The organism is Gordonia jinghuaiqii (assembly GCF_014041935.1).
Classification (GTDB): Bacteria; Actinomycetota; Actinomycetes; order Mycobacteriales; family Mycobacteriaceae; genus Gordonia; species Gordonia jinghuaiqii.
In genome coordinates, this window is record NZ_CP059491.1 from 661,028 (window position 1) to 686,516 (window position 25,489).

Genomic DNA, 25,489 nt, shown 5'->3' on the forward strand with positions numbered 1-25,489 from the left:
TGTGAGAAGGCCTTGATGAACGACAACCGGACCGAGGCAGCCGCGCTCGACAACCACAAGCTGCGCGTGGTTGCGAAAGAGGTTGCGGCCGAGGGGGTCGTGTCACTCGTCCTCGCCGAGCCCGACGGCGGCGATCTGCCGGAGTGGTCCCCGGGTGCCCACCTCGACCTGGTACTCGGCGAGAGCCTGATCCGCCAGTACTCCCTGTGCGGTGACGCGTACGACCGAAGCTGTCTCCGGGTGGCGGTTCTCCGCGAACCGGCGAGTCGCGGCGGTTCGCAAAGTGTGCACGAGGACGTTTCGGTCGGGGACCTGATCGCGGTCAAGGGACCCCGGAACAACTTCCCGCTCGTCGATGCGCCGTCGTATCTGTTCGTCGCCGGCGGCATCGGCATCACCCCGCTGGTGCCGATGATCGCCGAGGTCGACGCGCGGGGTGCCGAGTGGACGTTGCTCTACGGCGGTCGGACCGCGTCGGGAATGGCTTTCGCCGATGTGCTGGCGCAACGATATTCCGATCGCGTCCGGGTGAGACCGCAGGACGAGTTCGGTCTGCTCGACCTCGACGGAGCGCTCGACGCGGCGAGCCCGGGCACCGCCGTCTACTGTTGCGGTCCCGAACCGTTGCTGGCGGCGATCGAGGACAAGTGCGGGTCTCGCAGCGGCATCGAACTCCACCTCGAACGCTTCGCACCCAAGGCCGTGCCGGAGGGGTCGGATTCAGAGGCAACAACATTCGACGTGGTTCTCGACCGTAGTGGACGAACGGTCACCGTCGGGGCCCACGAAACGGTGCTCGACGCGCTGCTGCGGGACGGCGTCGACGTCGACTTCTCCTGCCGCGAGGGCACCTGCGGCACCTGCGAACAGCCGGTTCTCGAGGGCGTCCCGGACCATCGGGATTCCGTGCTCGACGACGACGAACAGGCCGCGAACGACTGCATGATGGTGTGTGTGTCACGCAGCTGCTCGGCGCGGCTGGTGCTCGATCTCTGACGTCCCTTCGATACGCCCCTCCGCAAGCTCCGGGGCTACTCAGGGAGCAGAGAAGCGCCCCTCCGCCCCCGGGAGCCCGTGGTCCCGGATGATGCCGTGCAGGAAGCTTCGGACCATCGTCTCGAACAGCTGCTTCTGGGTGAGCTCGTTCTTCGACAACGCCTCTGCGAGAAGCGGTTGCGAGTCGGCCGACACGTTGGGGAAGATCGCCGAACGGGGACGCGGCGGCCGCGTCGCCTCCATGAGGACCGCGCCGATGGCGAGTGTCTCCATGCCGTCCAGGATGCGGACATGGAGATCGACCGGCACTCCAGACTCCAGCAGGAACTTCGCGGTGTCCTCGTAGGTGGCGGTGAACAGGTCGCGGGGCAGGTACTGCAGCAGAACCGGCGCGGCGTTGCGGTGACGGAGGATCGACTGCCGGAAGTTCAGCGCCAGGCTCACGAAGAACTCCGGCCAGTCCGGTCCGGGTTTGATCCGGGGGCGTCGGACCGCGGTACCGGCGATGTAGCGGGCGACCTCGGTGAGGATCTCGTTCTTGTCGTCGAAGTGGTGGTACAGCGACGGAGCGCGCACCCCGAGGTGTTTGGCGAGCTTGGGGAGGCTGAAGGCGTCGAGCCCTTCGGAGTCGATGATCTCGATCGATGCCGTCACGGCGGCATCGCGACTGATCAACGGCTTGGACGGCCGTGCCATTTCTGCCCCTCTCGGCGCCGGTCATCTGACCTAACAAGCGTAGTTTCGGGCCCAGTCTATGTCCACGTGGGCGCCGGGTCGCCGGGCCGGCTACGAGCTGTGATCGACCACCGCGATCGGGCACGACGAGGCGCCGTGCGCGGCCCGCGTCACCGAATTGCCCCACACCGGGAATGAGGTCCCGCCGCGCGGCCGGGTCACCACCAGCAGTGAGGCCTGGGGGACGGCCCGGACCACCGCACGATGAGGGGCACCGTTGACCAATTGCAGCGTGGCGGTGCACTCGGGGAACCGTCGACGCCAGGGCTCGACCACCGCCTCGGCCCGGGCGTAGATGTCGGCGATCCTCGCAGGCGTCGCCGCGTCGGGGATCGCGCAGATCACGGAGATCGGGTGTCCGGTGGTACGGGCGAACTCGAATGCGGCGTCCAGTGCGAGATCCGACGGAGCGTCGACGTCGACGGCGACGACGACCGGACCGCGCGCGGTGAGATTGCCGTAGGGAACGGTCACGACCGGGCACCGCGCCCGTGCCGACAGCGCGGCGCTGATGCTGCCGGTGGTCAGTCGTTCGATCAGGCCCGGCCGGTGATGGCCGAGGACCAGCATGTCGACGTGCTGCGACAGCCGGGTCAGCAGGGGTATGGCGAAATCGTGCTCGACGACCGTGCTGACCTCGAGCCCGGGATGCTCGGCGCGGAGCAGATCGGCGATACCGGCCACGTGGGCGACCGTGGCGTCACGGGTGGAGTCGATGTCGAACTCGGTGAGCGGCGCGAGGGCCATGGACGCCGCGTACCCGTGGACGAGCAGCAGGTGCTCATGCGGGGCCGAGGCGGCCGCCCACTGGGCGGCCGCCTCGGATTCGTCGCTCAGGTCCACCCCGACGGCGATGGTGGTCATCGCGGACGTGGGTCGACTGCGCCCATGCTGCCCCTGCCGCCGTCGGTGCTGCCCCCGTCGGTGCCGCCCGGTGCGGTGCTGCGGGCCGCGCCTGCGGTGACCCGGTCATCGGTCGAGATGCCGGTGACGGCCGTGGCATCCGGCGTGACCGCGGCGGCGGCCTGCGCCCGCCGCTCCTCGTCGCTGCTCATCGTCTTCAGTGCGACCTCCTTGATGAAGGCGATCGCGATGAAGCTCAGCGCGGACATCACCGCTGCGACCAGGAAGAGCCTTGCGGTGCCGTCGCCGTAGGCGCCCCGGACGACGGCCGCGATCGGGGCGGGGAGCTCGTTGAGGTTCGCCAGCCCGGCCGCCGAGCCGCCTGTCTGCCCTGTACCGATGCCGAGGGCGCCCAGCCCCTTGGCGATGAGGTCGGTGACGTGGTTGGACAGCACCGCGCCCAGCACCGACACACCCGCTGCGCCGCCGAGCGAGCGGAAGAAGGTGACCGTCGACGTCGCCGCGCCGAGGTTCTCCGGACCGACGTTGTTCTGCACCGCGAGGACCAGGTTCTGCATCGTCATGCCCATGCCGGCGCCCAGGATGAACAGGAAGACCCCGAGGACGACCATGTCGGTGTGCGCATCGATCGTGGCGAGGAGTCCGAAGCCGACTGTCATCAAGGCCGCGCCGAGGACCAGGAACCGCTTCCAGCGACCGAACCGGGTGATCAGACTTCCCGACACCGTGGCCGACAGCAGCGAGCCGATGACCATCGGCAGTGTCAGCAGGCCCGCCGCCGTCGGGGAGTAGCCGCGGGCGATCTGGAAGTACTGGCCGAGGAACACCGCACCGCCGAACAGGGCGACGCCGACGGCGATGCTCGCCAGCGTGGCCAGCGTCGTCGTGCGGTCCCGGAAGATGGACAGCGGGATGATCGGGCTGGACACCTTCGACTCGACGATCACCGCCACGACCAGCAGGACGACGCCGAGCGCGACGAGTCCGTACGAGGTGAGTGATGCCCAGTCGAAGTTCTTGCCCGCCAGGGTGACCCAGATCAGCAGCGTGCTCACGCCCGAGGCGATGAGCAGTGCGCCGCCGTAGTCGATGGCGACCTTCTTGCGGACGACGGGGAGATTCAGCGTGCGCTGGATGACGAACAGGGCGATGACGGCGAACGGCACGCAGACGTAGAAGGTCCAACGCCAGCCGAGCCAGCTGGTGTCGACGATGACGCCGCCGATCAGCGGGCCGGCGACGGTGGCGACCGACATGACCGCGGCCATCGGGCCCTGGTAGCGGCCGCGCTCGCGCGGGCTGAACATAGTCGCCACGACGATGACGACCAGCGCCTGGAGGCCGCCGAGGCCGAGGCCCTGGATGACGCGGAAGCCGATCAGCATGTCGACCGACTGGGCCAATCCGGCGAGGACCGATCCGAGCGTGAACAGGAGCAGGGCGGCCTGGACCAGCAGCTTCTTGCTCACCAGGTCGGAGAACTTGCCCCAGATCGGGGTCGTCGCGGTGGATGCGAGCAGGGTGGCGGTGACGACCCACGTGTACTGGTCCTGGGTGCCGTGCAGGTCGGTGATGATCGTCGGGAGGGCGTTGGACACGATGGTCGACGACAGGAATGCGACGAACATGCCGAGCAGCAGGCCGATGAGGGCCTCGATGCGCTGCCGGTGGGTCATCGGCACGTCTACGGCCGGCGCCGCCACCGAGGCGGGTGAACTCATGGAAAAACTACCTCCGGGATGTGGGGAAGCCCGTGCGAGCGGGCCTCCGGCAACCGGCACGCGCGTCGGGCGACGTCCGATTTGTTGAACGGTGCAACTATATAGGTGTTGGTTGCAACCGACAACTATCGAGGGTTATTCCAGCCGGGCGGCCGCAGCGAGCGCAGGCTCAGTCGAGTCGCTTGTCGGCGTAGGCTCGCAAGTTCTCCACCTGGGCGGCGTCCAGCGACGGCCGGACCCGGCGGCGGGCCTCCTCGACGTCGACGGCGGTGACCGCGGCGGCGTCGATGTCGCGACGCATCGCCGAGAGCGCGGCCTCGCGCAACACCGCCGAGCAGTCGGCCGCCGAGTACCCGTCGAGATCGGCGGCGAGCTCGTCGAGATCGACGCCGTCGAGGGGGACGTCACGGCCGGTGGCGCGCAAGATGTCGCCGCGCGCCGCGGCGTCCGGCGGTGGCACGAAGACGAGCCGCTCGAGCCGTCCGGGACGCAGCAGGGCCGGATCGATGAGATCGGGACGGTTGGTGGCACCGAGCACGACGACGTCCTGGAGCGGCTCGACGCCGTCGAGTTCGGTGAGCAGCGCAGCGACCACGCGATCGCCGACGCCGGAATCGCTGGATTGACCGCGCCGGGGGGCGAGCGCGTCGACCTCGTCGAGGAAGATCAGCGACGGCGCCGACTCCCGGGCGCGAGCGAACAGATCGCGGACCGCCTTCTCCGAAGATCCGACCCATTTGTCCATCAGCTCAGCACCTTTGACGGTGTGCACCGACAGCTGACCCGACGCCGCGAGCGCGCGCACCACAAACGTCTTGCCGCAGCCGGGTGGACCGAACAGCAGCACACCGCGGGGCGGGTCGACGCCGAGCCGGGCGAAGGTGTCGGGGTGCTGCAGCGGCCAGAGCACGGCCTCGGTGAGCGCCTGCTTGGTCTCGACCATGTCGCCGACGTCGTCGAGGGTGATCGAACCCAACGCGACTTCGGGGGAACCGGACCGCGACACCGGACGGATGACATCGAGCGCCCCGAGGAGATCCTCGGTGCGCAGCGACGGCTTCGACTTCTCACTGCTGGCCCGGGTGGCCGCGCGCAGCGCCGCCTCGCGGGCGAGCGCGGCGAGGTCACCGGCGACGAAGCCCGGCGTACGTGCCGCCACCGAGGTCAGGTCGAGGTCGCCCTCGGTCGGGACCGCGGACAGGATCGCCGACAGCAGGCGCGCGCGGGTGGCGGCATCGGGCAGCCCGATCAGGAGTTCGCGGTCGCACAGCGCCGGGTCGCGCAGCCGGGCGTCGAGCCGGACCGGCTCGGCGGTGGTCGCGATCAGCGCGATACGACCGTCGGCGATGCCGGCCCGCAGCTCGTCGAGGATGAGGGTGGCGACCGGCTCCGGTTCGGACGGCAGCAGTGCGTCGACGTCGGTGATGAGCAGGACCCCGCCGGCCGAGCGTGCACGGGCCACCGCGTCGGCGACGGTCCGCAGCCGAGCGTTCGGCTCGGTCGCTCCCGTCGTCGGGCCGTCGACCGTCACCAGCGTCCGGGGGGCGCACACCGATCGCACGAGCGTGGCCTTGCCCGCGCCCGCCGGCCCGGTCACCAGCACGCCGAGACGGGGCGCGGCTCCCAGGGCGCGCAGGACGTCGGGCTCGTCGAGGGTGATCGCGAGCCATTCGGTCAGCTTGGTGACCTGCGAGTCGACCCCGACCAGCTCCGCGACCGGCCGCACCGGGACGTCGTCGGCCGGACGGGGGGCGGGAGTCGGCGTCGACGCGGTGGAGACCGAACGGCCGGGCCCGGCGTCGGGCACGATGCCGAGGGCGCCGGGGATTCCGGGCGAGCCGGGGCGGGCACGGTCGACCAGCGGCGGGACCTCACCTGCCGTCGTCGACCACAACACGGCGGTGTTGGTCTGCACGCTGACGGGAGAACCGGGATCGGTGGCGGTGACGGTCAGCAGTTCGGTGGTCCAGGTGATTCCGACCGAACGGGCCAGTGCGCGGGTCGCCTCGGTCGCCGCGAGTTCGGGACCGAGGTCGCGGGGCAGCAACGACACCGCGTCGCCGACGGACAGCACCTTGCCCAGCAACGCGCGGCGGAGTGTCGACTCGGTGATCGACTGTGTGGCCAGGATCGAACCGCTGACGACCACACGACCCGCACCCTGCACGACGACCGGCGCCAGCACCACCGGCGAGTTCTCGCGGACACCGGCGTTGGAGAAGGCGATCTCGTCGAGCAACGCCACGCCGGTCGGCGCCGACGCGTCGGTCGCCGCGACCACCGCGGCCGTGACGCGGGCACCGGTGATCGACACCGCATCCCACTCGCGCAACGACAACGCCGTCAGCACCTCGGGATGCACCCGGATGATGCCGCGGCGGGCCTCGGCGGCCGACGGGTTGTGGCGCGCGGTCAGGGTCAGCGAGACCGGTGAGCTCATCCGCGATCACTCTCGGTTCCCGGCCGTTGGGCGGACGCTCCCGTCGGGCGGTTGAGGCCCAGACGTCCCATCGAATTGAGCACCGGTCGGCGGCGCCGGCCGCCCGGGGATGTGCGGGCGAGCTCGCGACGCTGGGCGCGGCGTTCGGCCGGTTTGTCGTTCCAGAACTCCGGCCGGGACGCCACCCAGCGTCGTGCGCGCCACGCGAACGGGATGTGGATCGCGTACCCGGCGATCACGATCATCATCAGGACGTAAGGGAAGGTCACCAGCAGAGCAGCGCAGACGGCCACGAGCACCATGAGTCCGGCGATCGCGCCCGGCGGGATCTTCGCCGTCTTCAACGACGACGTCGGGATGCGGCTGATCGCCAGGTAGGCGAGCAGCACCAGCCAGCCGCCGACCGCGGGCAGCGACGTCCACCAGCCCTCGCCGAACTGTTGTTCCAGGCCGATCGGCAACAGTGCGCAGATCGCCGCGGCCGGTGCCGGGACGCCGACGAAGAAATCGCGGGTGTAGGCCGGTGCCTCGTCGTCGTCGAGCAGGGTGTTGAACCGGGCCAGACGCAGCACGATCGCGCAGCAGTAGACCAGGGCCAGCGCCCACCCGAGGTCATGGCCGTCGAGCAGATGGAAGTAGATGATCATCGCGGGGACGACGCCGAAGTTGATGGCGTCGGCCAGCGAGTCGATCTCGGCGCCCATGCGGCTGGTCGCGCCCATGAGCCGCGCGACCCGGCCGTCGATGCCGTCGAGGAACGCGGCCGCGACGAGAAGTCCCATCGCGGCGGCGATCTCGCCGGTGGTGGCCATTCGCATCGCGGTCAGGCCGGCGCAGATGGCCAGGATCGTCAACGACGACGGCACCAGGATGCGACCGGCCTGCGCCTGCCGACGCAGACGCCGGCGTTCGGGCACCTCCGGCGCGGCGGACTGGGTGGACTGGGCCTGGCGTCGCGCCGAGCGCGCCGTCGGGGTCCGCGAGGTACGCGCATTCGACCGGCGCCCGGCGGCAGGTCCGGGTGGGTTCATCGAAGGAGGGGTCACCGCGGGCTCGGGTTAGTGGTCCAGGTGGGCGAACGGTGTTTCGCCGCCCACCGCGCGCTGTCCGACCGACACCCGGGGCCGCGTGCCCGCGGGGAAGTACACGTCCACGCGCGACCCGAATCGGATGAGACCGTAGGTGTCGCCGATACGCAGCGCATCCCCGGCCTGCGGCTTGCAGACGATACGACGGGCGATCAGTCCGGCGATCTGGACGACCGCCAGCTCGGGTCCCGGCGCGCCGTCGGCGCTCGTCGTGCGGATGGTCATGGTGGTGCGCTCGTTGTCGCGGCTGGCCTCGGGGAGGTCGGCGGAGAGGAAAGCGCCCGGCGTGTGCGTGACCCCGGTGACGGTTCCGGCGATCGGCGCGCGCTGGACATGCACGTCGAAGATCGAGAGGAAGGTCGAGACCCGGGGGAGCGGTTCGGTCCCGAGTCCGGCCTCGGCCGGCGGAACGGCCTCGTCGACCAGCGCGATCGTCCCGTCGGCAGGGGCGACGACCACGCCCGGCTCGGTGGGGGGCACCCGCTTGGGATGGCGGAAGAACGCGGCACACGCGCCTGCGGTCAGCGCGGCCGGCCGCGCGATCCAGCTGTGCTTGCGACCGAGCAGCGCCACCGCGGCGGGCGCCGCGACGAACGGCACCCCTGCGGGGTGGATCGGTGGGATGGTCTCACGGGCCAGGTCGAGAAAATGGACGACACGGCCGGTGTCGCCGGTGCCGTCCGGACGCGGACGTCGGGCCACGATCAACCTCCTCTGGCCGGTGACGGCCGGATGGGAACGGAGTGCACCACATCGCCTGGTGCATCGGCGTCCACTCTAGAGGCCCGGGCCGTCGACCTCCGGCCGGCGCCCTCCGGTCAGCGCAGTACCAGCACGTCGACCTGCGAACCCGCGGCCACCCCGTCGGCGTCGGCGGGCACGTCGATGAGGGCGTCGGCTTCGGCGAGGTAGCGCAGGTGGTGCGACGCCGGCGGGCCGATCGGGTTCACGACGATGCCGGACCCGGGCTGTGCCTCCCCGAGCACTCCGCGCAGGAACTGCCGTTTGCCCCTGGGCGATCGGATGTCGGCGCCGAGTCGGGCCGACACCCGCTCCCGGTGGGCGGGCAGAGCCATGGCGGCGCGCAGCGCGGGCCGGATGAACACCTCGAAGGACACCAGCGCGCTCACCGGGTTACCCGGCAGGGTGATGATCGGGACCCGTGACCCCCGCGGGCCGGCGAAGTGGCCGCAGCCCTGCGGCATGCCGGGCTGCATGGCGACCTTCACGAAGTCCACGGAACCGGTCGCCGACAGCGCATCCTTGACGACCTCGAACGCGCCGGCGCTGACGCCGCCGGAGGTGATGATCAGGTCTGCGGAGTCGGCCACCTCGCCGAGGCGGGACAGGAAGTCGCCGGTGTCGTCGGGGACGAAGTGCACGTGACGTCCGAGCGCGCCCGACTCGGTGGCGGCGGCGGTCAGCATCGCACCGTTGGACTCGTAGATCTGCCCGTGCCGCAACGGGTTTCCGGGTTCGACGAGCTCGGAACCGGTCGAGAGCACCACCACCCGCAGGGGCCGTGCGACGGTGATGTCGGCGATGCCCAGAGCGGCGAGCAGTCCGATCTGCGGTGCGCCGATCACGGTGCCCGCGGGCAGTGCCCTGGTGCCGCGTTCGATGTCGGAGCCGGCGCGGCGGATGTGCCTGCCCGCCTCGACGGGGGCCGTGAAGGTGACCGTCGCGGCCGCGGCGACCGGGCCGACGACGGCATCGGTGAGCTCCACCGGAACCACCGCATCGGCGCCCGTGGGCATCGGGGCGCCGGTCATGATGCGATGCGCGGTACCCGGTGCGAGAGTGAGGTCGTCGGTGCGGCCGGCCGGGATGTCGGCGGCGACCGGCAGGGTGACCGGGGTGGCTTCGGTCGCGTCCGCGAGATCGGCGGCGCGCACGGCGAATCCGTCCATCGCCGAGTTGTCGAAACCGGGTAGCGAGAGCGGCGCCTCGACATCGGCCAGTGATGCCAGGCCGAGCGCCTCGGGCAGGGACACCCGCACGGGCCGGGGAGTGTCGAACAGTGCCGCGACGACGGCCTGATGCTCTACGACGGAACGCATGCGCTCAGCATGCCAGGTGCTCGGGTTCCGCCCCCGCCGTCGGCCCAGACCGCGGTGAGGCCGTTCTGCGGCCCGGCAACTCGCGGACTACATTCGTGCCCATGGCACTGGGTTTGCTGCTCGACATCGACGGGGTGATGGTCACCTCGTGGAAGGCGCTGCCCGGCGCGGTGGAGGCGGTGACCGAACTCGCCGAGCTGGGGATTCCGCGGATGTTCTTGACCAACACGACGTCCCGCTCGCGCGGCGAGATCGCGCAGGCCCTCGGCGAATGCGGGTTCGACGTGGATGCGGAGGAGATCCTGTCCGCGGCGAAGCTGACGGCGGAGTACGTCGCGTCGACCTATCCCGGGAAACGCGTGTGGGTGCTCAACGAGGGGCCGATCGCCGAGGACATGAGCGGCGTCGAACTCACCGAAGATCCGTCGGCCGCGGAGGTCGTGGTGCTCGGCGGTGCGGGTCCGGTGTTCACCCACGCGACCCTGTCGAAGGTGCTGGAGATGATGCTCGCCGACGTGCCGGTCATCGCCATGCACCGGTCGATGACCTGGGCGACGTCCGGCGGTCTGTGCATCGACACCGGCGTCTACCTCGAAGGTCTGGAAAAGGCGTCGGGCAAGAAGATCAAGGCGATCGGCAAACCGTCGCCGGTGGGATTCCGGTCGGCCACCGAATTGTTGGGGCTCGAGCCGACCCAGGTGGTGATGGTCGGCGACGACATGCACAACGATGTCCTCGGTGCGCAGGCCGCGGCGCTGATCGGTGTGCTGGTGCGCACCGGCAAGTTCCGCGAGGAGGCGCTGCGTGCATTGCAGCGTGACGAGTTCGGGCCCTATCCCGACCACGTCATCGACTCGATCGCCGACCTCCCCGAACTGATCGCGAAGATCAGCGGAACCTGAACCTCTCGGACGCCTACGCGGCCTGGCGGTTGGTGGCCTCGGCCGCGCGCTTGATCTTGCCGAGCGTCTCGGCCATCCCGACCTTGAGTTCGGCCTCGAACGAGTCCGCGCCGCCGAAGAGCTTGTCCACGAGGACCGAGGACACCTTGGTGGTGGACCCGTTGACCTCGCGGCGTTCGGTCACGGTCACGCCCCCGTCTTTCGGGGTGATGGTGTAACTCCACACCGTGTGGTTCTCGACCACGCGGAAGCCGAGTTCCTGATTCGGGGTGAACCGGATGACCTTCGAGGTCGTCGGCCACACCAGCGGCCCGCGGCGGTTGATGTTGATCGTCTTGGTGCCCAACCCGACGGAGCCGCCGCGGATGATCATCTTCTTGCACTGCGGGCTCCACTCGCCCATGCGCTTGAGGTCGGAGATCACCGACCACACCTGTTCGGGGGTGGCGTCGATGTCGATGGACTCTTCGATGAGTGCTGCGGTCATGGTCGCTCACCCTATGGGCTTGTTGGCGGACCGTCAATAGCTTGTTGGCGGACAGTCAATAAGGCGTCCCGGCGTCGTGCCCGCCGGCGAAAACGCGTCAGACCAGCAACGTCATCCCGATGACCGCGCCGACGCCGACGAACACCGCGGCCGTGATCCAGCCGGCCGGGTGTTCGTCGTCGTCGAGCAGGACGGTGCCCAACTTGCCCGGGGTGAGCCAGTCGATGAGGACGAACGACCACATCATCACCGCGATCGTCAGGACCGCGTAGGCGACGGTGTAGAGCAGTGCCCGCCACAACTCGAGCAGTTCGGTGTCGACGACCGAACAGACCAGGACGATGGACAGTCCGATCACCATCGAGGTCGTCAGGATGACGGCGTTGCGGTTGTGGTCGATCCAGACCAGCCGCCGCAGCCGGCCGGGAGTCACCACGTCGAGCGCCACGAAACCGACGACGAGCAGGGTGATCCCGACCAGGCTGAAAGAGGCTCCAGCGGCCAGGTTGTTCCGCAACAGTTCCATCCGAGTCCCTCTCGTTCGCCGACCTTCGCTGAAGAACAGTATCGGTGAGCGAGCCCGGAGAGCCCGCTACCGCGTGTCTGTCATCCGGCGTCGAACGCGGGACGCGCGCCCTGCTTCAGCCGACGGTGAGCATCTCGTAGGAGTCGAGATCCGCTGCCAGCCGGGTGAGGTGATCCGACGCATCGCCGAGGGTGTGGCTGATGGCGGTCAGCCTGCTCACGTAGTGGGCGATCGGGTACTCGGCGGTCATGCCGATACCGCCGTGCATCTGGATGGCCTCCTGGCCGACGAGACGCGCCGAGCGGCAGATCTGGAGCTTGGCCCGCGAGGCGATGGCCGGGTCGGCGATGCCGTCGGACAGTGCCGTCGTCGCGTACAGGTTCATGCTGCGCGCCAGCTCGAGCTGGACGTACATGTCCGCAGCGCGGTGGGTGAGTGCCTGGAAGGTGGACAGGGGAACGCCGAACTGCTTGCGCGACTTGAGGTATTCGACGGTCAGGTCGAGGCTGCGCTCCATGGCTCCGACGGCCTCGGCGCACAGCGCGGTCTGGATGCCGACCTCGGCGTCGGCGATGAGCTGTGAGGCGTCGCCGGTGCCCAGGCGCGTGGCCTGTGCGTCGTTGAAGGTGAACTCTGCGCCGCGCCGACGATCATGCGTGCGGTACGGCGTACGGGTGACGCCCTGGCTGTCTGCGTCGATGAGGAACAGTCCCACCTCGCCGTCGACGCGAGCGGACACGATCAGCTTGTGTGCGCAATCGCCATGTCCGACAAGGGTCTTGGTGCCGTTGAGAACGCCTTCGGCGGTCGCGGTGGTCTCCACCTTGGCCTCGGGCCAGCGGTCGCCGGCCTCGGTGTGCGCGAACGCCATCAGCAGTTCGCCCGACGCCAGGCCGCCACGCAGCTCGGCGCGGGTCTCGTCGTCGGCGATGGCGAGGAGCGAGCCGGGGACGAGAACCGAATCCAGGTACGGCTCGGGGGCGAGCGCGCGACCGAGCTCGGTCATCACGCTGGTGAACTCGACCGGGCCGGCGTCCATTCCGCCTTCGGACTCGGGGAAGGTCAGGCCGAGGATGCCGATCTCGGCCAGGGACTTCCACACCTTCTCGCTCCAGCCGAGGTCGGTGTCGGTCACCTTGCGGAGGGTCTCCACGTCGTAGGTCTTGGTGAGGACCTCGCGAACGGTGTCGCGCAGCATCCCCTGTTCTTCGGAAAGCTCGAAATCCATTGTGTTCCTTGCGTTATGAAGTCGTCTGGAAGGTCTTGGCGGGCCGGAGCCGACGGTCAGAGACCGAGGACGGCCTTGTCGATGATCTGGCGCTGGACCTCCGAGGAGCCGCCGTAGATCGAGACCTTGCGGTAGTTCAGGTAGGTCGGTGCCGAGAGCTGTGCCCATTCGGGGGAGCTCACCTGGGCGGTGCCGTTCGCGGCCTCCGCGTCGACCTCGGCGACCGGGAGCGAGTCGGGGCCGGCGATGTCGGCGATGAGCTCCATGGCGGCCTGCTGCAGCTGGCTGCCGGTGAGCTTGAGCAGCGACGACGCCGGGTTGGGCTTGCCGTCGGCCGACGACGCGGCGACGCGGAGCTGGGTGATCTCGAGGGCGAGCAGCTGATTCTCCAGTTCCGCGAGGCGGGTGGCGAACAGCGGGTCGTCGAGCAGTGTGCCCTTGGCTGTGCGGGTCTGCCTGGCCAGCTCCTTGGCGCGCGCGAGCTTGGACTTGGTGTAGCCGACGCGCGCGATGCCGTTGCGCTCGTTGCCGAGCAGGAACTTGGCCTGCGTCCAGCCGCTGTTCTCCTCGCCGACCATGTTCTCGGCGGGCACGCGGACGTCGTTGAAGAAGACCTCGTTGACCTCGTAGCTGCCGTCGATGAGCTGGATGGGGCGCAGCTCGATGCCGGGGGTGTCCATCGGGATGAGGAACATGCTGATGCCGGCTTGCTTCTTGACATCGGGGTTGGTGCGGGCGAGCAGGAAGATCCAGTCCGCGAACTGGCCCAGCGTCGTCCAGGTCTTCTGGCCGTTGATGACGTAGTGGTCGCCGTCGCGCACCGCGCGGGTCTTGAGGGAGGCGAGGTCGGAGCCGGCCTCGGGCTCGGAGAAGCCCTGGCACCACCAGATGTCGAGGTTGGCGGTCTTGGGGAGGAACTTCTCCTTCATCTCCTGCGACCCGAACTGGGCGATGACCGGACCGATCATGCTGATGTTGAACGGCAGCGGGTCGGGGACGAACGCCAGGCTCATCTCCTCGCGGTAGATGTGGTGCTGGATCGGGGTCCAGTCCTTGCCGCCCCACTCCTTCGGCCAGCTGGGGGTGAGCACGCCGTGCTCGTTGAGAACGCGTGCCGAGGCGACGACGTCATCGGGGTACTTGAGGTTGCCTTCCTCGTTCCGATTGCGGACGTCCTCGGGGACCTTTGCGAAGATGCCGCGCAGTTCCTCGCGGAACGCCTCTTCTTCCGGGCTGAACTTCAGGTGCATGGGTTCTTCTCTACTCCTGTCGGGGCTTGCCGGTGACAGCGGCAACTTTCGCGGCGCTCGTACGGGTGAAAGCCCACGTGAACGACCGCTGACTAAGCGCTTGCTTAGTGATAGGTTGCACTATGCCCCGCTGCCCGGACGCTGTCAACGTCCGTGGTGCGGGTGCTGTCCGAGCGGAACCGAGGGGTGAACGTGGTCTCATCAGCGTCTTCGACGCCCGGCGTGCAGCCGATGGCGGCGCGGCCGCGACTTCTGCGCGCCGCGGTCGAGGCGTTCGCGGCGAAGGGCTTCAACGCGACGACGACCAGGGACATCGCCGGCCGCGCGCAGATGAGCTCGGCGGCGGTGTACGTGCACTTCCGGTCGAAGGAAGAGCTGCTCTTCGAGATCTCCGAGACCGGCCATCGCGCGATCCTCGGCATCATCGACGACGCCGACGACCCGGCCGCCGCGCCCGCCGATCGGCTGCGTGCGGTCGTCGGCGCGTTCACCTCACACCACGCCAGTGAGCACGTCCGGGCCCGGGTGGTGAACTACGAGCTGGCGTCGCTGGCGCCCGACCATCTCGACACGGTGATGGCGTTGCGGCGCGAGATCACCCGTCGCGTGCGCGAGATCATCGACGCGGGCATCGTGTCGGGCGAGTTCGATGTGGTCGACGCCCACGCCACCACCAACGCCATGCTGTCGATGGGGATCGATGTCGCCCGGTGGTACGGCTCCCGCGGCTCGCTGTCTCCCGATCAGATGGGGGAGTTCTACGCCGATCTCGCGATCCGGATGGTCGGCTGGCGACCGGGGCCCGCGCCGTCGGACGGGTGAGCACCGGCGCGGCGAACGCGCGCCGTCACACCTCGCCGGACGGCACCGGTCGACGCGGTGGGGTGTCCGCGGCGATGTCGGTGAGGGTCTCCGGTGTTCCCCGGCGTCGGCTGACCACCGCGGCGGCCACCGCTCCGATCACCGCCACGGCGAGTACGTAGCAGACATATCCGACGATGGTGTCGCGTAAGCCGATGTGGGACACGAGGATTCCGGCGATCACGGCCGGCACGCTGAAGGCCAGGTAGCTCGCGACGAACACCGAGGAGTAGACCTGACCGCGCTGCGTGGGCGGGGTCGCGGCGGTGATGCTGTCCATGGCGCCGAGGAACGTGGCCGCCCAACCGGATCCGGCCACGATCGATCCGAGCACGTAGAACGGCAGCGACTCGACCAGGACGCCGGCCAATGAGAGGACGACACCGGTTGCCAGCGCCGGGTAACCGAACGCGAGCTTTGTGGTCGACGGACGGCCGGTGATGAGCAGCGAGGTGAGCGCCGCGCAGGCGAAGAACGTGCCGAGGAGCACGCCTGCCGTGGCGTGATTGGTGACGCCGAAGACGCGCGAGACCACCGACGAGCCGAGCGACAGGTACAGCCCGCCGAGGGACCAGGTGGCGACCAGCGCGGGGGCCGCGGCCAGGAACACGCGTCGAACCGGTCGCGGGACGGCGACCTGCGGTGCGATCGTCGACGCGAGGTGGCGCCGGGAGTCGAAGCCGACCCGCTCGCGGGTCTCGGGGACGACGAGCAGTGCGATCAGCAGCGCGGCGAAGAGGCCGAGAATGACCTCGTAGATCAGGATTCGGGGCGCGGGTGCGTACTGGACGAGCAGCCCGGCGACGGCCACCCCGGAACCCAGACCGAGCGCCGGGGCGGCGCCGACGGTGGCCGACCCGAGGCGCACGGTGGGCTGCAGGTCGACGGTGGTCGCGGTCAGGGTGCCCATCGCCGCGCCGGTCGCCAGTCCCTGGAGGGCGCGGGCGGCCATCAGGGTGCCCACGTCCTCGGCCACGACGAACAGGATCATGCTGCCGATCAGCAGCACCAGCGCGACGGCGAGGACGGGGCGTCGGCCGATGTGGTCGGAGAGCGACCCCACGGTCAACAGGCTCATCAGCATCGTGACCACGTAGACCGCGAAGACGAGCGTCAGGGTCAGGGCGGAGAATCCCCACAGCTCCTGATAGACGGGGTACAGCGGGGATGGCGCCGCGGAGGCGAACAGGACCATCAGGTAGGTCGCCGCGATCAGCCAGAATGCGCGGTGCGGATGAAGCGGTGCCAAAGTTCGTCTCCTTAACGCAAGCACTGTTGCATTAAGAAGCTAACGGGAGTCTGTGCGCAAAAGCAATTGTCTTTGCAATAATGGCACGCATGACGACGGCGAGCACACCCGCGCCCGGCAGTGCCGACGCACCTGCGTCCCGGCCCAAGCGGCCCGGCGGTCGCAGTGCCCGGGTGCAGTCCGCGGTCTACGCGGCGGTCGGGCAACTCGTCGGCGCCGGTCAGCGCGACACGATGACCATCCCCGAGGTCGCCGACCTGGCCGGGGTCAACCCGACCAGCATCTACCGGCGCTGGGGATCGATCGACAACCTGCTCGGCGAGGTCGCCGTCGCGGCCCTGACGCAGGGGGAACCGCTCCCCGACAACGGCGCGCTCGACGCCGACCTGGCCGAGTGGGCACAGATCATCGCCGCCGACATCGGTCGTCCGAAGCGCCGCGCCTATCTGCGGGCGATGGTCGCGGCCCGCGACGGCCTCGTCGAGGTGTGCCCGTGCTGGGAGATCCGCCGCGAGCAGGCCGCGGAGATGATCGAGCGGGCGCAGGCGCGCGGCGAGACGACGCCGACGGTGCAGCAGCTCCTCGACCACGTGATCGCTCCGCTCTATCACCACGCGGTGTTCGGCCTGGCCCTCGACTCCGACTACGTCTCCGTGCTGATCGGCGATGTCCTGTCGATGTCCGAAGGCGCCCGGGGGCGAGCCCGGGAACGATAGGGTCTCCGGACATGAAGAACGTCCACGCTTTCGGCGACGACGCGCTCGGCGATCGTGATGCCGTCGGCATCGCGGCCGCGATCGCCTCCGGTGAGATCTCGGCGGCCGAGGCGGCCGAGGCGGCCATCGCCCGGATCGACGCCGTCAACCCGCACCTGAACGCGGTCGCCTTCGACGATCGGGAACGGGCGCGCAAACGCGCCGTCGAGAACGACTTCCCGCTGGGTTCGTTCATCGGTGTGCCCTCGATCATCAAGAACAACACCGAATTCGCCGGGTTGCCCACCCGTCACGGATCGGCCGCGGTGCCCGCTCACCCGGCACAGGCGAACGAGGCCTTCACCAACCAGTTCCTGGCCAGCGGGGTGAACGTGGTCGGGGCGTCGACGATGCCCGCCTTCGGGCTGACCTCGACGACGGAGTTCGTCGACCGCGAACCGACACGCAACCCCTGGGACACCGACTACTCGAGCGGCGGGTCGTCGGGCGGGTCGGCTGCGCTCGTCGCCGCCGGCGCCCTGCCGATCGCGCACGCCAACGACGGCGGCGGGTCGATCCGGATCCCCGCTGCCATGTGCGGCCTGGTGGGCCTCAAGCCGAGTCGCGGCCGCGTCGAACCGTCGAAAGAGGGCAGGGATGCGCCCATCGACCTCATCTCGAACGGAATCGTGAGCCGGTCGGTACGGGACACCGCACACTTCCTCGCCGACACGCAGGGTTTCCATCCGGCTCCCGACCTGCCTCCCGTTGGCCTCGTCGAGGGCCCGGGAACCACACGTCTCCGCATCGCGCTGATCACCGAACCGCTGACCGGCGGACTCCTCGATCGTGACACACAGCGATGTGTCACCGCGGCGGCCGAATTGGTCGAATCACTGGGCCATCGCACCGAGATGGTCCCGCCGCCGGTGGACCGCGCCTACGTCCAGCAGTTCGTCGACTACTGGTCGCTGCTGGCATTCGCGCTCGACCGATTCGGCAAACGCGTCATCGACAAGGGATTCGACCGCTCGCAGCTCGACCCGTTCACGCGCGGACTGTCGCGAAACTGTGTGCGGCACTTCTACCGTATGCCGGGATCGATCCGCGGGCTGCGCCGTTCGACGGCCGCATTCCGCGCGTTGCACGATCGGTTCGACGTGATCCTCACCCCGACCGTCGTGCACGCCACACCCGAACTCGGATACCTCGATCCGGCACTCGATTTCGACGAGGCGATGGATCGCCTGATCCGCTTCATCGCGTTCACCCCCGCCAACAACACCGCCGGCACCCCGGCCATCAGTCTGCCTCTGGGACAGTCGACGTCGGGTATGCCGATCGGGGTCCACTTCGCGGCCGACCTCGGCAACGAACGGACACTTCTCGAGCTGGCCTTCGAACTCGAAGCGGCGCAACCTTTCGCGCGGATCCAGGACGGCGCCGGCGGGTAGGGTCAGCCGACCTTCCGGTACTTCTTGTGCATCGCCTGCTTCGACACCCCGAGGAACGTGCCGATCTCGGCCCAAGTCATGCCGGCGAGGCGGGCGCGGCGGACCGCCACCTCCTCGTCGCGGGTGACCTCGCGTCGATGCGCGGCTACGCGTAGCAGGGCGTCGATGGGTGTCTCGCCCTGATCGTCTGAATCCACTGCGGTGCGCATACGATCCAGGGTGCCCGTGGTCGTCGCGCATGTCAACCTATGTTGACCGCTCATGGCCGCACGCCCCACAGGGATGGACACACCCACTCCCGAAATCAGGGAGTGGGTGTGTCGATGGTGGTGCGTGCGGAATCCGCTAGTGCTGCACGGCCTTCTCCGCGCCGATACCGGTGAGGGAGCGAACCTCCATCTCGGCGTTGCGTTCCGGCGTACCGTTGTCCGACGGGCTCGTCAGGGTGCCGACGATGCCGAGGACGAAGGCCAGCGGGATCGAGACGATACCCGGGTTGGCCAGCGGGAACCAGGCGAAGTCGGCGCCGGAGAGCATCGCGGTCGACGACCCGGACACCGCCGGGGAGAAGATGATCAGCACGATCGTGGAGATCAGGCCACCGTACATGCTCCAGAGCGCACCGCGGGTGTTGAATCGCTTCCAGTACAGCGAGTACACGATGGTCGGCAGGTTGGCCGCGGCGGCGATGGCGAAGGCCAGCGCCACCAGGAAGGCGATGTTCTGGCCGTTCGCCAGGATGCCGAGCACGATGCCGAGGATGCCGAGCACCACGACGGTGTAGCGCGACACCCGGACCTGGTCGTCCTCACTCACCTTGTTGCGCTTGATGACCGAGGCGTAGATGTCGTGGGCGAACGACGCCGACGCGGTGATGGCCAGGCCGGCGACCACGGCGAGGATCGTCGCGAAGGCGACCGCCGAGATGACGCCCAACAGGACGACGCCGCCGATCTCGAACGCCAGCAACGGTGCTGCGGAGTTCTGTCCGCCGGCCGCGGCGAGGATCTTGTCCGGTCCGACCAGGGCGGCCGCGCCGTAACCCAGGACGAGGGTGAACAGGTAGAAGGCGCCGATGAGTGCGATGGCCCAGACCACCGACTTGCGAGCCTCTTTCGCCGTGGGCACGGTGTAGAAACGCATCAGCACGTGCGGCAGACCCGCGGTACCCAGGACCAGGGCGATGGCCAGCGAGATGAAGTTGATCTGGCTCGTCATCGAACCGCCGTACTGCGCACCGGGTGCGAGAACGTCTCGGGAAGCGACCTTTTCGCTCGACGAGCTGGTGACCGCATCCTGCGCCGCACCGAGGATCGACGACAGGTTCATGCCGAACTTCGCCAGGACGATGAAGGTCATGATGCCGGCGCCGGCGATGAGCAGAACGGCCTTGATGATCTGCACCCAGGTGGTGCCCTTCATGCCGCCGATGAGGACGTAGACGATCATCAGCGCACCGACGACCGCGATCACGATCGACTGCCCCACACGACCTTCGATGTCGAGGAGCAGGGCCACGAGGCCACCGGCTCCGGCCATCTGGGCGAGCAGGTAGAACAGCGACACAGTGAGGGTGGAGATGGCCGCGGCCAGCCGCACGGGACGCTGCTTCAGGCGGAAGCTGAGGACGTCGGCCATGGTGAACTTGCCGGTGTTGCGCAGCAATTCGGCCACGAGCAGCAGGGCGACGAGCCAGGCCACGAGGAAGCCGATGGAGTAGAGGAAGCCGTCGTAGCCGTAGACCGCGATGGCGCCGGCGATGCCGAGGAAGCTGGCCGCCGAGAGGTAGTCGCCGGCGATGGCGATACCGTTCTGCGGACCGGTGAATCCGCGTCCTCCGGTGAAGAAGTCGGCGGCGGAATTGTTGTTCTTGCTCGCCTTGATCACCACGAACATGGTGACCGCGACGAAGGCGGCGAAGATCGCGATGTTGGCGACGGGGCTGCCGACGGTCGCCGCGAGGTTGGTTACTCCAGTGGTGTTCACAGCGAGGGGCCGCCTTCCATCTCGGTGCGGATGGCCTCGGCGCGGGGGTCGAGCTCGCGGTTGGCGAAGCGCACGTACAGGCCGGTGATGACGAAGGTGGTCACGAACTGCAGGAGGCCGAGGATCAGGCCGAGGTTGATGTTGCCCCACACCTCGATCGCCATGAAGTCATGGGCGAACGCGCCGAGCAGTACGTAGATCGAGTACCAGATGAGGAAGAACGCGGTCAGCGGGAACACGAACCTGCGCAGGGCGCGCCGGAGTTCCTGGAACTCCGGGCTCGCCTGCATGTCGACGAATTCCTCGCCGGTCGGCGCGTGCGGCGCCGGTGGTGGTTGGTCGGTGGTCGACACATTTCCTCCCAGAGTGATGGGGCCACTTGTGATGGCACTTCGGAGGAAAGCGTCGTTGAGTGACAGATCACACCGCAAGAAGGTGTCCTGGGTCACACGGTGAAGATCGCCGACTGTGCGACGGACGGTCGATCAGATCCGACGAACGGCGAGTGGTCAGTCGCTTCCCGGGTTCTCCGGGGGTCGTCCTGGAGTACGGTCCAGGCCCATGCCGACCCGTTCGGGTACGTGCATCCGCGCGAACGTGCGGGCGAGGTCGCCGGGCACACGACTCCGGGTGGCCGCACTGACCAGCACCATCGTCCCGAACGCGAGGGGCACGGTCACGGCGGCCGGATAGCCGATCACGACGGCGAGCCAGCCGCCCAGTGCGTCGTCGTCGACGACGCCGGCGATGGCCAGCATCGTCGCCGATCCCGACGACACCCCGCCGACGACCAGCCCGGCGATCGCCCCGACGGATGTCAGGCCGCGCCACCAGATACCCAGCACCAGTAGCGGGCACAGCGTCGACGCGGCGACCGCGAACACCAGTCCGACGGTCCGGGAAAGTTCCAGCGACGACGCCGCCAGTGACAGTCCGATCGGGATCAGTCCGCCGATGACGGCGGCCACCCGGAAGTCCCGCACGCGACCGCGCAGGACATCGGTGGCCAGTGCGCCGGCGACCGACACCAGCAGGCCCGACGACGTCGCGAGGAACGCCGCGATCGCGCCCGCGGCCACCAGGGCGGCCAGGATCTGACCGGCCAGGCCGCCGACAGCGGCGCTGGGCAACAACAAGACCGCGGCATCGGCGGTGCCGGTGATCAGCAACTCGGGTATGTAGAGCCGGGCGAACACCCCGAGCAGGATGGGGAACAGATAGAACAGCGAGAGCAACGCGATCACGGCGAGCGCGGTTCGACGCGCCGACCGGCCATCGGGATTGGTGTAGAAGCGCACGAGTACGTGGGGCAGGCCCATCACGCCGAGAAACGTCGCGATGATCAGCGAGAGCACCTGGAACAGTGGGTGATCGCCGCCGAAACCGCCGCCGGGGGAGATCCAGTCCGAGCCGCGTGTGGGGGCGCCTGCGACCACGGGGGTCGCGGCGCCGGCATCGAGGAAGATCGTGGAGTGCGCGCCGATGTCGTGTCGTCCCGGCTCGGCGATCGGCGCGTTGTGGACCGCGACGCCGTCGAGGGTGCCGGTGACCCGCACACCGTCGGTCTCCGCGACCGTCACCGACACGTCGGTCGTGACGTCGACGGTGGTGGCGGCTGTGATGCGCGGCGGCGCAGGCTCTCCGACGGGGGCGGGGTCGTTGGCGAACACCCCGATGAGCACGAAGGCCGGCACCGCGATCGCGGTCAGCTTGAGCCAGTACTGGAATGCCTGGACAAAGGTGATCGACCGCATCCCGCCGCCCACCACGTTGACCACGACGATGAGCCCGACACCCACCGCGCCGGCCCAGACCGGTGCGCCGAGAAGGATGTTGAGAGTGAGGCCCGCGCCTTGGAACTGCGGGATGAGGTACAGCACGCACACGATCACCACGACGACCATCGCGGTCTTGCGCGCCGCGGGCGAGGCGAGCCGGAACTCGGCGAAGTCGGGCACCGTGTACGCCCCGGAACGACGCAGCGGGGCCGCGACGAACAGCAGCAGGCCCAGGTATCCGGCGGTGAAACCCACCGGATACCACAGCGCGTCGGTGCCGTATTTGGCCACGAGGCCGGCCACGCCGAGAAACGATGCCGCCGAGAGATACTCGCCGGACACGGCCGCGGCGTTCCAGCGGGAGCCGACGGTGCGTGAGGCCACCAGGAAGTCCGAGGTGGTCCGCGAGAAGCGTCCGCCCCATGCGCCGACGGCGATCGTGGTGATCGCGGCGGCGAACAGACCCACGGCGGTGAGTGGGTCGACCCCGCCTGTCACGACCGCCCAAACCCGTCGAGCCCGGACCCGTCGGCCGGGGCGGCCGGGTCGTCGCCCGCGGAATCGGTCATGTCGTCGTCCACGAGTCCCATGAAGTCGCGTTCGGCCTGTTCGGCGAGGCGCACGTACAGCGCGCCGGTGAGGTAGAGGACCGGAAAGGCGAGCAGGCCCAGGCTGATCCAGGTCAGGCGTATCCCGAAGACCGTCGCCTCCGCGATACCGGGAAACACGTACGCCACCAGGGGGAGCGCCATGAACAGTACGAGCGCGCTGCCGCCCAGGCGCAGCGCCAGCCCGAGCTGGGCGCGCATCAGGCCGCGGACCAGTGCGTCACCGACTTCGGTCTGTTCCTGCACCTCGACGCGGGTTCGGACCATGCGCGCCCCGCGGCGGGTGGAGAGCACGACGCGTTCGCGCTGGGGTGGGTACTCAGTCATCGCCCCGGCCGGCGGCGGACCGGTAGTTGCGCAACGGGTCACGGATCAGCCGGTCCTTGAGCTCGCGGACCTGGCGTCGACTCACCGGGAGTTCGGTGGCCTCCGACGCGCCGTTGGATCGGACGCAGACCACGGTGGCGTTGCCCGAGGTGCGTAGGCCGGTGACCATCGACAGGGCGACCAGGTAGGAGCGGTGAACCCGCGCGAACCCTTCTTCCTGCCAGCGTGATTCGAGGGTGGACAACGGTATGCGAACGAGGTGGGCGCCGGACTCGGCGTGGAGGCGGGCGTAGTCGCCCACCGCTTCGACCCAGGAGATCGAGTCGCGTCGGACCAGGGAGGTGACGCCGCTCATCTCCACCGGGATGACCTCGTCGGGCCCGCCGCGCTGATCGGCGCGGGTCGCCGGTCGTGGTTGCGTGGTGGGGCCGGACTCGTCACGGGTGTGGCCGCGCCGGTCCAGGCCGGCCCGAACCCGGACGATCGCCTGCGTGAGACGTTGCTCGCGAAGAGGTTTGAGCAGATAGTCGACGGCCCCGACCTCGAAGGCGTCGACAGCCTTGTCGTCGTGCGCGGTGACGAACACGATGACCGGCGGTGAGGCGTAATTGGCGAGCACTCCGGCGAGCTCGAGGCCCGACAAACCGGGCATGTTGATGTCGAGGAAGATCGCATCGACGCGGTGCTCGTTCAGTTCGCGCAGCGCGCCGGTCGCGTCGGAGGCGACGAGCACCTCACCGACGTCGTCCTGCCGGTCGAGCAGGTAGCGGAGTTCGTCGAGGGCGGGCGGTTCGTCGTCGACGGCGAGGACCACCATCGCGGTCATCTGCCACCTCCCGACCTCTACGGGCCACCTGCGTCCCGATCGACACCTGGGAGCCTACCGTCACGACCGAACGGCGCCGAGCCGTTCGGTCCATTCATCTCGCGCGGCCCGGGACGGGGTGCACGGGGCGGTGCCGTGGTCACGCCCGGATGCCCGCACGGAACTTCGGCACGCGCATGCCGACCTTGGTGCCGGCGCCGACGGCGGTCTCGACGACGAGTCCGTAGTCGTTGCCGAACGCGGCGCGCAGCCGGTGGTCGACGTTGGTCAGGCCCACGTGCGCGCCCTCGCTGTGGTCGAGTGCGTCCAGCGCGCCGCTGCGCAGGACTTCGGGGTCCATGCCCACGCCGTCGTCCTCCACGGTGATCAGACAGTCGGAGCCCTCGTCGGCGGCGACGATCGTGATGGTGCCCCCGCCCTTCGACGCGAGGCCGTGGCGCACGGCGTTCTCGACCAGCGGTTGCAGTGCCAGAAACGGCACGGCGACGTTCAGGACCTCGGGCGCCACGTGAAGTCTGACATCGAGAGCGTTGCCGAATCGCGCGCGTTCGAGCGTCAGGTAGCGGTCGATGTTGCGTAACTCGTCGGCCAGAACCGTGTATTCGCCTGCGGCGCGGAACGAATAGCGGGTGAAGTCGGCGAAGTCGAGGACGAGTTCGCGGGCGCGGTCGGGATCGGTGCGCACGAACGACGCAATGGTGTTGAGCGCGTTGTAGATGAAGTGCGGGCTGATCTGGGCGCGGAGGGCGAGAACCTCGGCGCGGTTGAGTCTGGCACGTGAGGCGTCGAGGTCGGCGAGTTCGATCTGGCTCGACGCGTACCGCGCGACTTCGGCGATGGCGCCCAGCATGCCGGGGCCGGGGCGGTGCGTCGTCGCCACCACCAGCACACCGACGCCTGCCTCGTCGGCCACGAGGGGTTGCGCCACCAGGGCGCGCACCGGGGAGTCGGCGCCGCTCGGGTCGGTGAGCAGGACGCGTCGCAGGTCTCCCAGCGCCGACGCCGCCGCTCGATCGGCATGCGCCAGCATCTCGGCGTCCCAGATGTCCTCGCCGTCGGGTCTGTGGGCCAGGCGATCGGGTTCGCCGTCGTAGAGCGCGACCGCGTCGGCGCCGGTCAGCGTGTGCAGATGGGGAAGCGCCTCACGGGCGGACTCCGCCGACAGCCCGGTCCGTAGTGAACGCGCAGCCAGCGACGCCGTGTGCAGGGCCGAATGGACGGCCCGCTCGGTCGGGGTCCTTACGACCCGGCGGGTGCGGATGAGGACGACCACACCGGCACACGCGAGCGCGCCGAGCACCGCCAGCGCGATGGCCACGCCGCTAGACATCGGCGCGCCTCGACGGAGCGGCGATCGTCGAGACCGGGGTGATCGTCGAGACCACGGCGGTGCGCACCGCTGCCTCGG

The 25,489-nt window shown here is 69.2% G+C and carries 24 protein-coding genes; 5 read left to right on the plus strand and 19 right to left on the minus strand.

Going from position 1 to position 25,489, the window contains the following annotated elements:
• The first annotated feature begins 15 nt into the window (after nt 1-15).
• Entirely contained in the window at nt 16-996 is a 981-nt protein-coding gene (locus H1R19_RS02865) for a PDR/VanB family oxidoreductase (RefSeq protein WP_219850519.1), read from the plus strand.
• Nucleotides 997-1,035: 39 nt separating this feature from the next.
• Here H1R19_RS02865 and H1R19_RS02870 read toward each other — a convergent pair whose 3' ends face one another.
• The 7 genes from H1R19_RS02870 to moeA form a co-directional block, all read right to left on the minus strand.
• Nucleotides 1,036-1,692 carry a TetR family transcriptional regulator gene (locus H1R19_RS02870; RefSeq protein ID WP_219850520.1) on the minus strand — a complete coding sequence of 219 codons (657 nt, stop codon included), beginning with the start codon at nt 1,690-1,692 and terminating at the stop codon, nt 1,036-1,038.
• Nucleotides 1,693-1,782: 90 nt separating this feature from the next.
• Entirely contained in the window at nt 1,783-2,595 is an 813-nt protein-coding gene (locus H1R19_RS02875; RefSeq protein WP_219850521.1) for a universal stress protein, read from the minus strand.
• Nucleotides 2,592-4,316, minus strand: a complete 1,725-nt coding sequence (locus H1R19_RS02880; protein WP_244970850.1) for an MDR family MFS transporter — start codon at nt 4,314-4,316, stop codon at nt 2,592-2,594. Before H1R19_RS02880 ends, H1R19_RS02875 begins: the two co-directional genes overlap by 4 nt.
• A 169-nt stretch (nt 4,317-4,485) precedes the next feature.
• Entirely contained in the window at nt 4,486-6,756 is a 2,271-nt protein-coding gene (locus H1R19_RS02885; RefSeq protein ID WP_219850522.1) for an AAA family ATPase, read from the minus strand.
• The gene (locus H1R19_RS02890; RefSeq protein WP_188329355.1) at nt 6,753-7,787 is read right to left on the minus strand and encodes a CDP-alcohol phosphatidyltransferase family protein; all 1,035 of its coding nucleotides are present in this window, start codon (nt 7,785-7,787) and stop codon (nt 6,753-6,755) included. Before H1R19_RS02890 ends, H1R19_RS02885 begins: the two co-directional genes overlap by 4 nt.
• Nucleotides 7,788-7,814: 27 nt before the next feature.
• On the minus strand, nt 7,815-8,546 hold the full coding sequence (locus tag H1R19_RS02895; protein ID WP_188329356.1) for a phosphatidylserine decarboxylase: 732 nt from the start codon (nt 8,544-8,546) through the stop codon (nt 7,815-7,817).
• Nucleotides 8,547-8,662: 116 nt separating this feature from the next.
• Nucleotides 8,663-9,904, minus strand: coding sequence for a molybdopterin molybdotransferase MoeA (gene moeA, locus H1R19_RS02900; protein ID WP_188329357.1), 1,242 nt, complete (start codon nt 9,902-9,904; stop codon nt 8,663-8,665).
• Between the two features lie 101 nt (nt 9,905-10,005).
• Here moeA and H1R19_RS02905 point away from each other — a divergent pair, with 101 nt between their 5' ends.
• Nucleotides 10,006-10,806 carry an HAD-IIA family hydrolase gene (locus H1R19_RS02905; RefSeq protein ID WP_219850523.1) on the plus strand — a complete coding sequence of 267 codons (801 nt, stop codon included), beginning with the start codon at nt 10,006-10,008 and terminating at the stop codon, nt 10,804-10,806.
• A gap of 13 nt (nt 10,807-10,819) precedes the next feature.
• Here the strand turns inward: H1R19_RS02905 and H1R19_RS02910 are convergent, their stop codons facing one another.
• The 4 genes from H1R19_RS02910 to H1R19_RS02925 form a co-directional block, all read right to left on the minus strand.
• The gene (locus tag H1R19_RS02910; RefSeq protein ID WP_188329359.1) at nt 10,820-11,293 is read right to left on the minus strand and encodes an SRPBCC family protein; all 474 of its coding nucleotides are present in this window, start codon (nt 11,291-11,293) and stop codon (nt 10,820-10,822) included.
• Between the two features lie 97 nt (nt 11,294-11,390).
• Nucleotides 11,391-11,819, minus strand: a complete 429-nt coding sequence (locus tag H1R19_RS02915) for a DUF350 domain-containing protein (RefSeq protein WP_188329360.1) — start codon at nt 11,817-11,819, stop codon at nt 11,391-11,393.
• 115 nt (nt 11,820-11,934) lie between these two features.
• On the minus strand, nt 11,935-13,047 hold the full coding sequence (locus H1R19_RS02920; RefSeq protein WP_219850524.1) for an acyl-CoA dehydrogenase family protein: 1,113 nt from the start codon (nt 13,045-13,047) through the stop codon (nt 11,935-11,937).
• A gap of 56 nt (nt 13,048-13,103) precedes the next feature.
• Entirely contained in the window at nt 13,104-14,297 is a 1,194-nt protein-coding gene (locus H1R19_RS02925) for an acyl-CoA dehydrogenase family protein (RefSeq protein ID WP_219850525.1), read from the minus strand.
• A 186-nt stretch (nt 14,298-14,483) separates the two neighbouring features.
• Between H1R19_RS02925 and H1R19_RS02930 the strand changes: the two genes are divergently transcribed.
• On the plus strand, nt 14,484-15,119 hold the full coding sequence (locus H1R19_RS02930; protein WP_372631562.1) for a TetR/AcrR family transcriptional regulator: 636 nt from the start codon (nt 14,484-14,486) through the stop codon (nt 15,117-15,119).
• 25 nt (nt 15,120-15,144) lie between these two features.
• On the opposite strand, the gene H1R19_RS02935 is transcribed toward H1R19_RS02930, so the two are convergent.
• The gene (locus H1R19_RS02935) at nt 15,145-16,407 is read right to left on the minus strand and encodes an MFS transporter (RefSeq protein ID WP_219850526.1); all 1,263 of its coding nucleotides are present in this window, start codon (nt 16,405-16,407) and stop codon (nt 15,145-15,147) included.
• 89 nt (nt 16,408-16,496) lie between these two features.
• Between H1R19_RS02935 and H1R19_RS02940 the strand changes: the two genes are divergently transcribed.
• A complete protein-coding gene (locus H1R19_RS02940; RefSeq protein ID WP_219850527.1) occupies nt 16,497-17,123 on the plus strand; it encodes a TetR/AcrR family transcriptional regulator in 627 nt (208 codons plus the stop codon).
• Between the two features lie 11 nt (nt 17,124-17,134).
• Nucleotides 17,135-18,556 carry an amidase gene (locus H1R19_RS02945; RefSeq protein ID WP_219850528.1) on the plus strand — a complete coding sequence of 474 codons (1,422 nt, stop codon included), beginning with the start codon at nt 17,135-17,137 and terminating at the stop codon, nt 18,554-18,556.
• Between the two features lie 2 nt (nt 18,557-18,558).
• On the opposite strand, the gene H1R19_RS02950 is transcribed toward H1R19_RS02945, so the two are convergent.
• The 7 genes from H1R19_RS02950 to H1R19_RS02980 form a co-directional block, all read right to left on the minus strand.
• A complete protein-coding gene (locus tag H1R19_RS02950; protein ID WP_219850529.1) occupies nt 18,559-18,765 on the minus strand; it encodes a hypothetical protein in 207 nt (68 codons plus the stop codon).
• A 136-nt stretch (nt 18,766-18,901) separates the two neighbouring features.
• Nucleotides 18,902-20,542: a solute symporter family protein gene (locus tag H1R19_RS02955; RefSeq protein ID WP_188329366.1), complete on the minus strand. Its 1,641-nt coding sequence runs from the start codon at nt 20,540-20,542 to the stop codon at nt 18,902-18,904.
• Nucleotides 20,539-20,895: a DUF485 domain-containing protein gene (locus H1R19_RS02960; protein ID WP_188329367.1), complete on the minus strand. Its 357-nt coding sequence runs from the start codon at nt 20,893-20,895 to the stop codon at nt 20,539-20,541. The genes H1R19_RS02955 and H1R19_RS02960 overlap by 4 nt, the downstream gene beginning before the upstream one ends.
• A 156-nt stretch (nt 20,896-21,051) precedes the next feature.
• Nucleotides 21,052-22,818, minus strand: a complete 1,767-nt coding sequence (locus H1R19_RS02965) for a sodium/solute symporter (protein ID WP_188329368.1) — start codon at nt 22,816-22,818, stop codon at nt 21,052-21,054.
• On the minus strand, nt 22,815-23,255 hold the full coding sequence (locus H1R19_RS02970; protein ID WP_188329369.1) for a DUF485 domain-containing protein: 441 nt from the start codon (nt 23,253-23,255) through the stop codon (nt 22,815-22,817). Before H1R19_RS02970 ends, H1R19_RS02965 begins: the two co-directional genes overlap by 4 nt.
• Nucleotides 23,248-24,081 (minus strand): LytR/AlgR family response regulator transcription factor, encoded by an 834-nt coding sequence (locus H1R19_RS02975; RefSeq protein WP_219850530.1) that lies wholly within the window; start codon nt 24,079-24,081, stop codon nt 23,248-23,250. The genes H1R19_RS02970 and H1R19_RS02975 overlap by 8 nt, the downstream gene beginning before the upstream one ends.
• 139 nt (nt 24,082-24,220) lie before the next feature.
• Nucleotides 24,221-25,411, minus strand: coding sequence for a sensor histidine kinase (locus tag H1R19_RS02980; protein WP_188329371.1), 1,191 nt, complete (start codon nt 25,409-25,411; stop codon nt 24,221-24,223).
• Between the last annotated feature and the right edge of the window lie 78 nt (nt 25,412-25,489).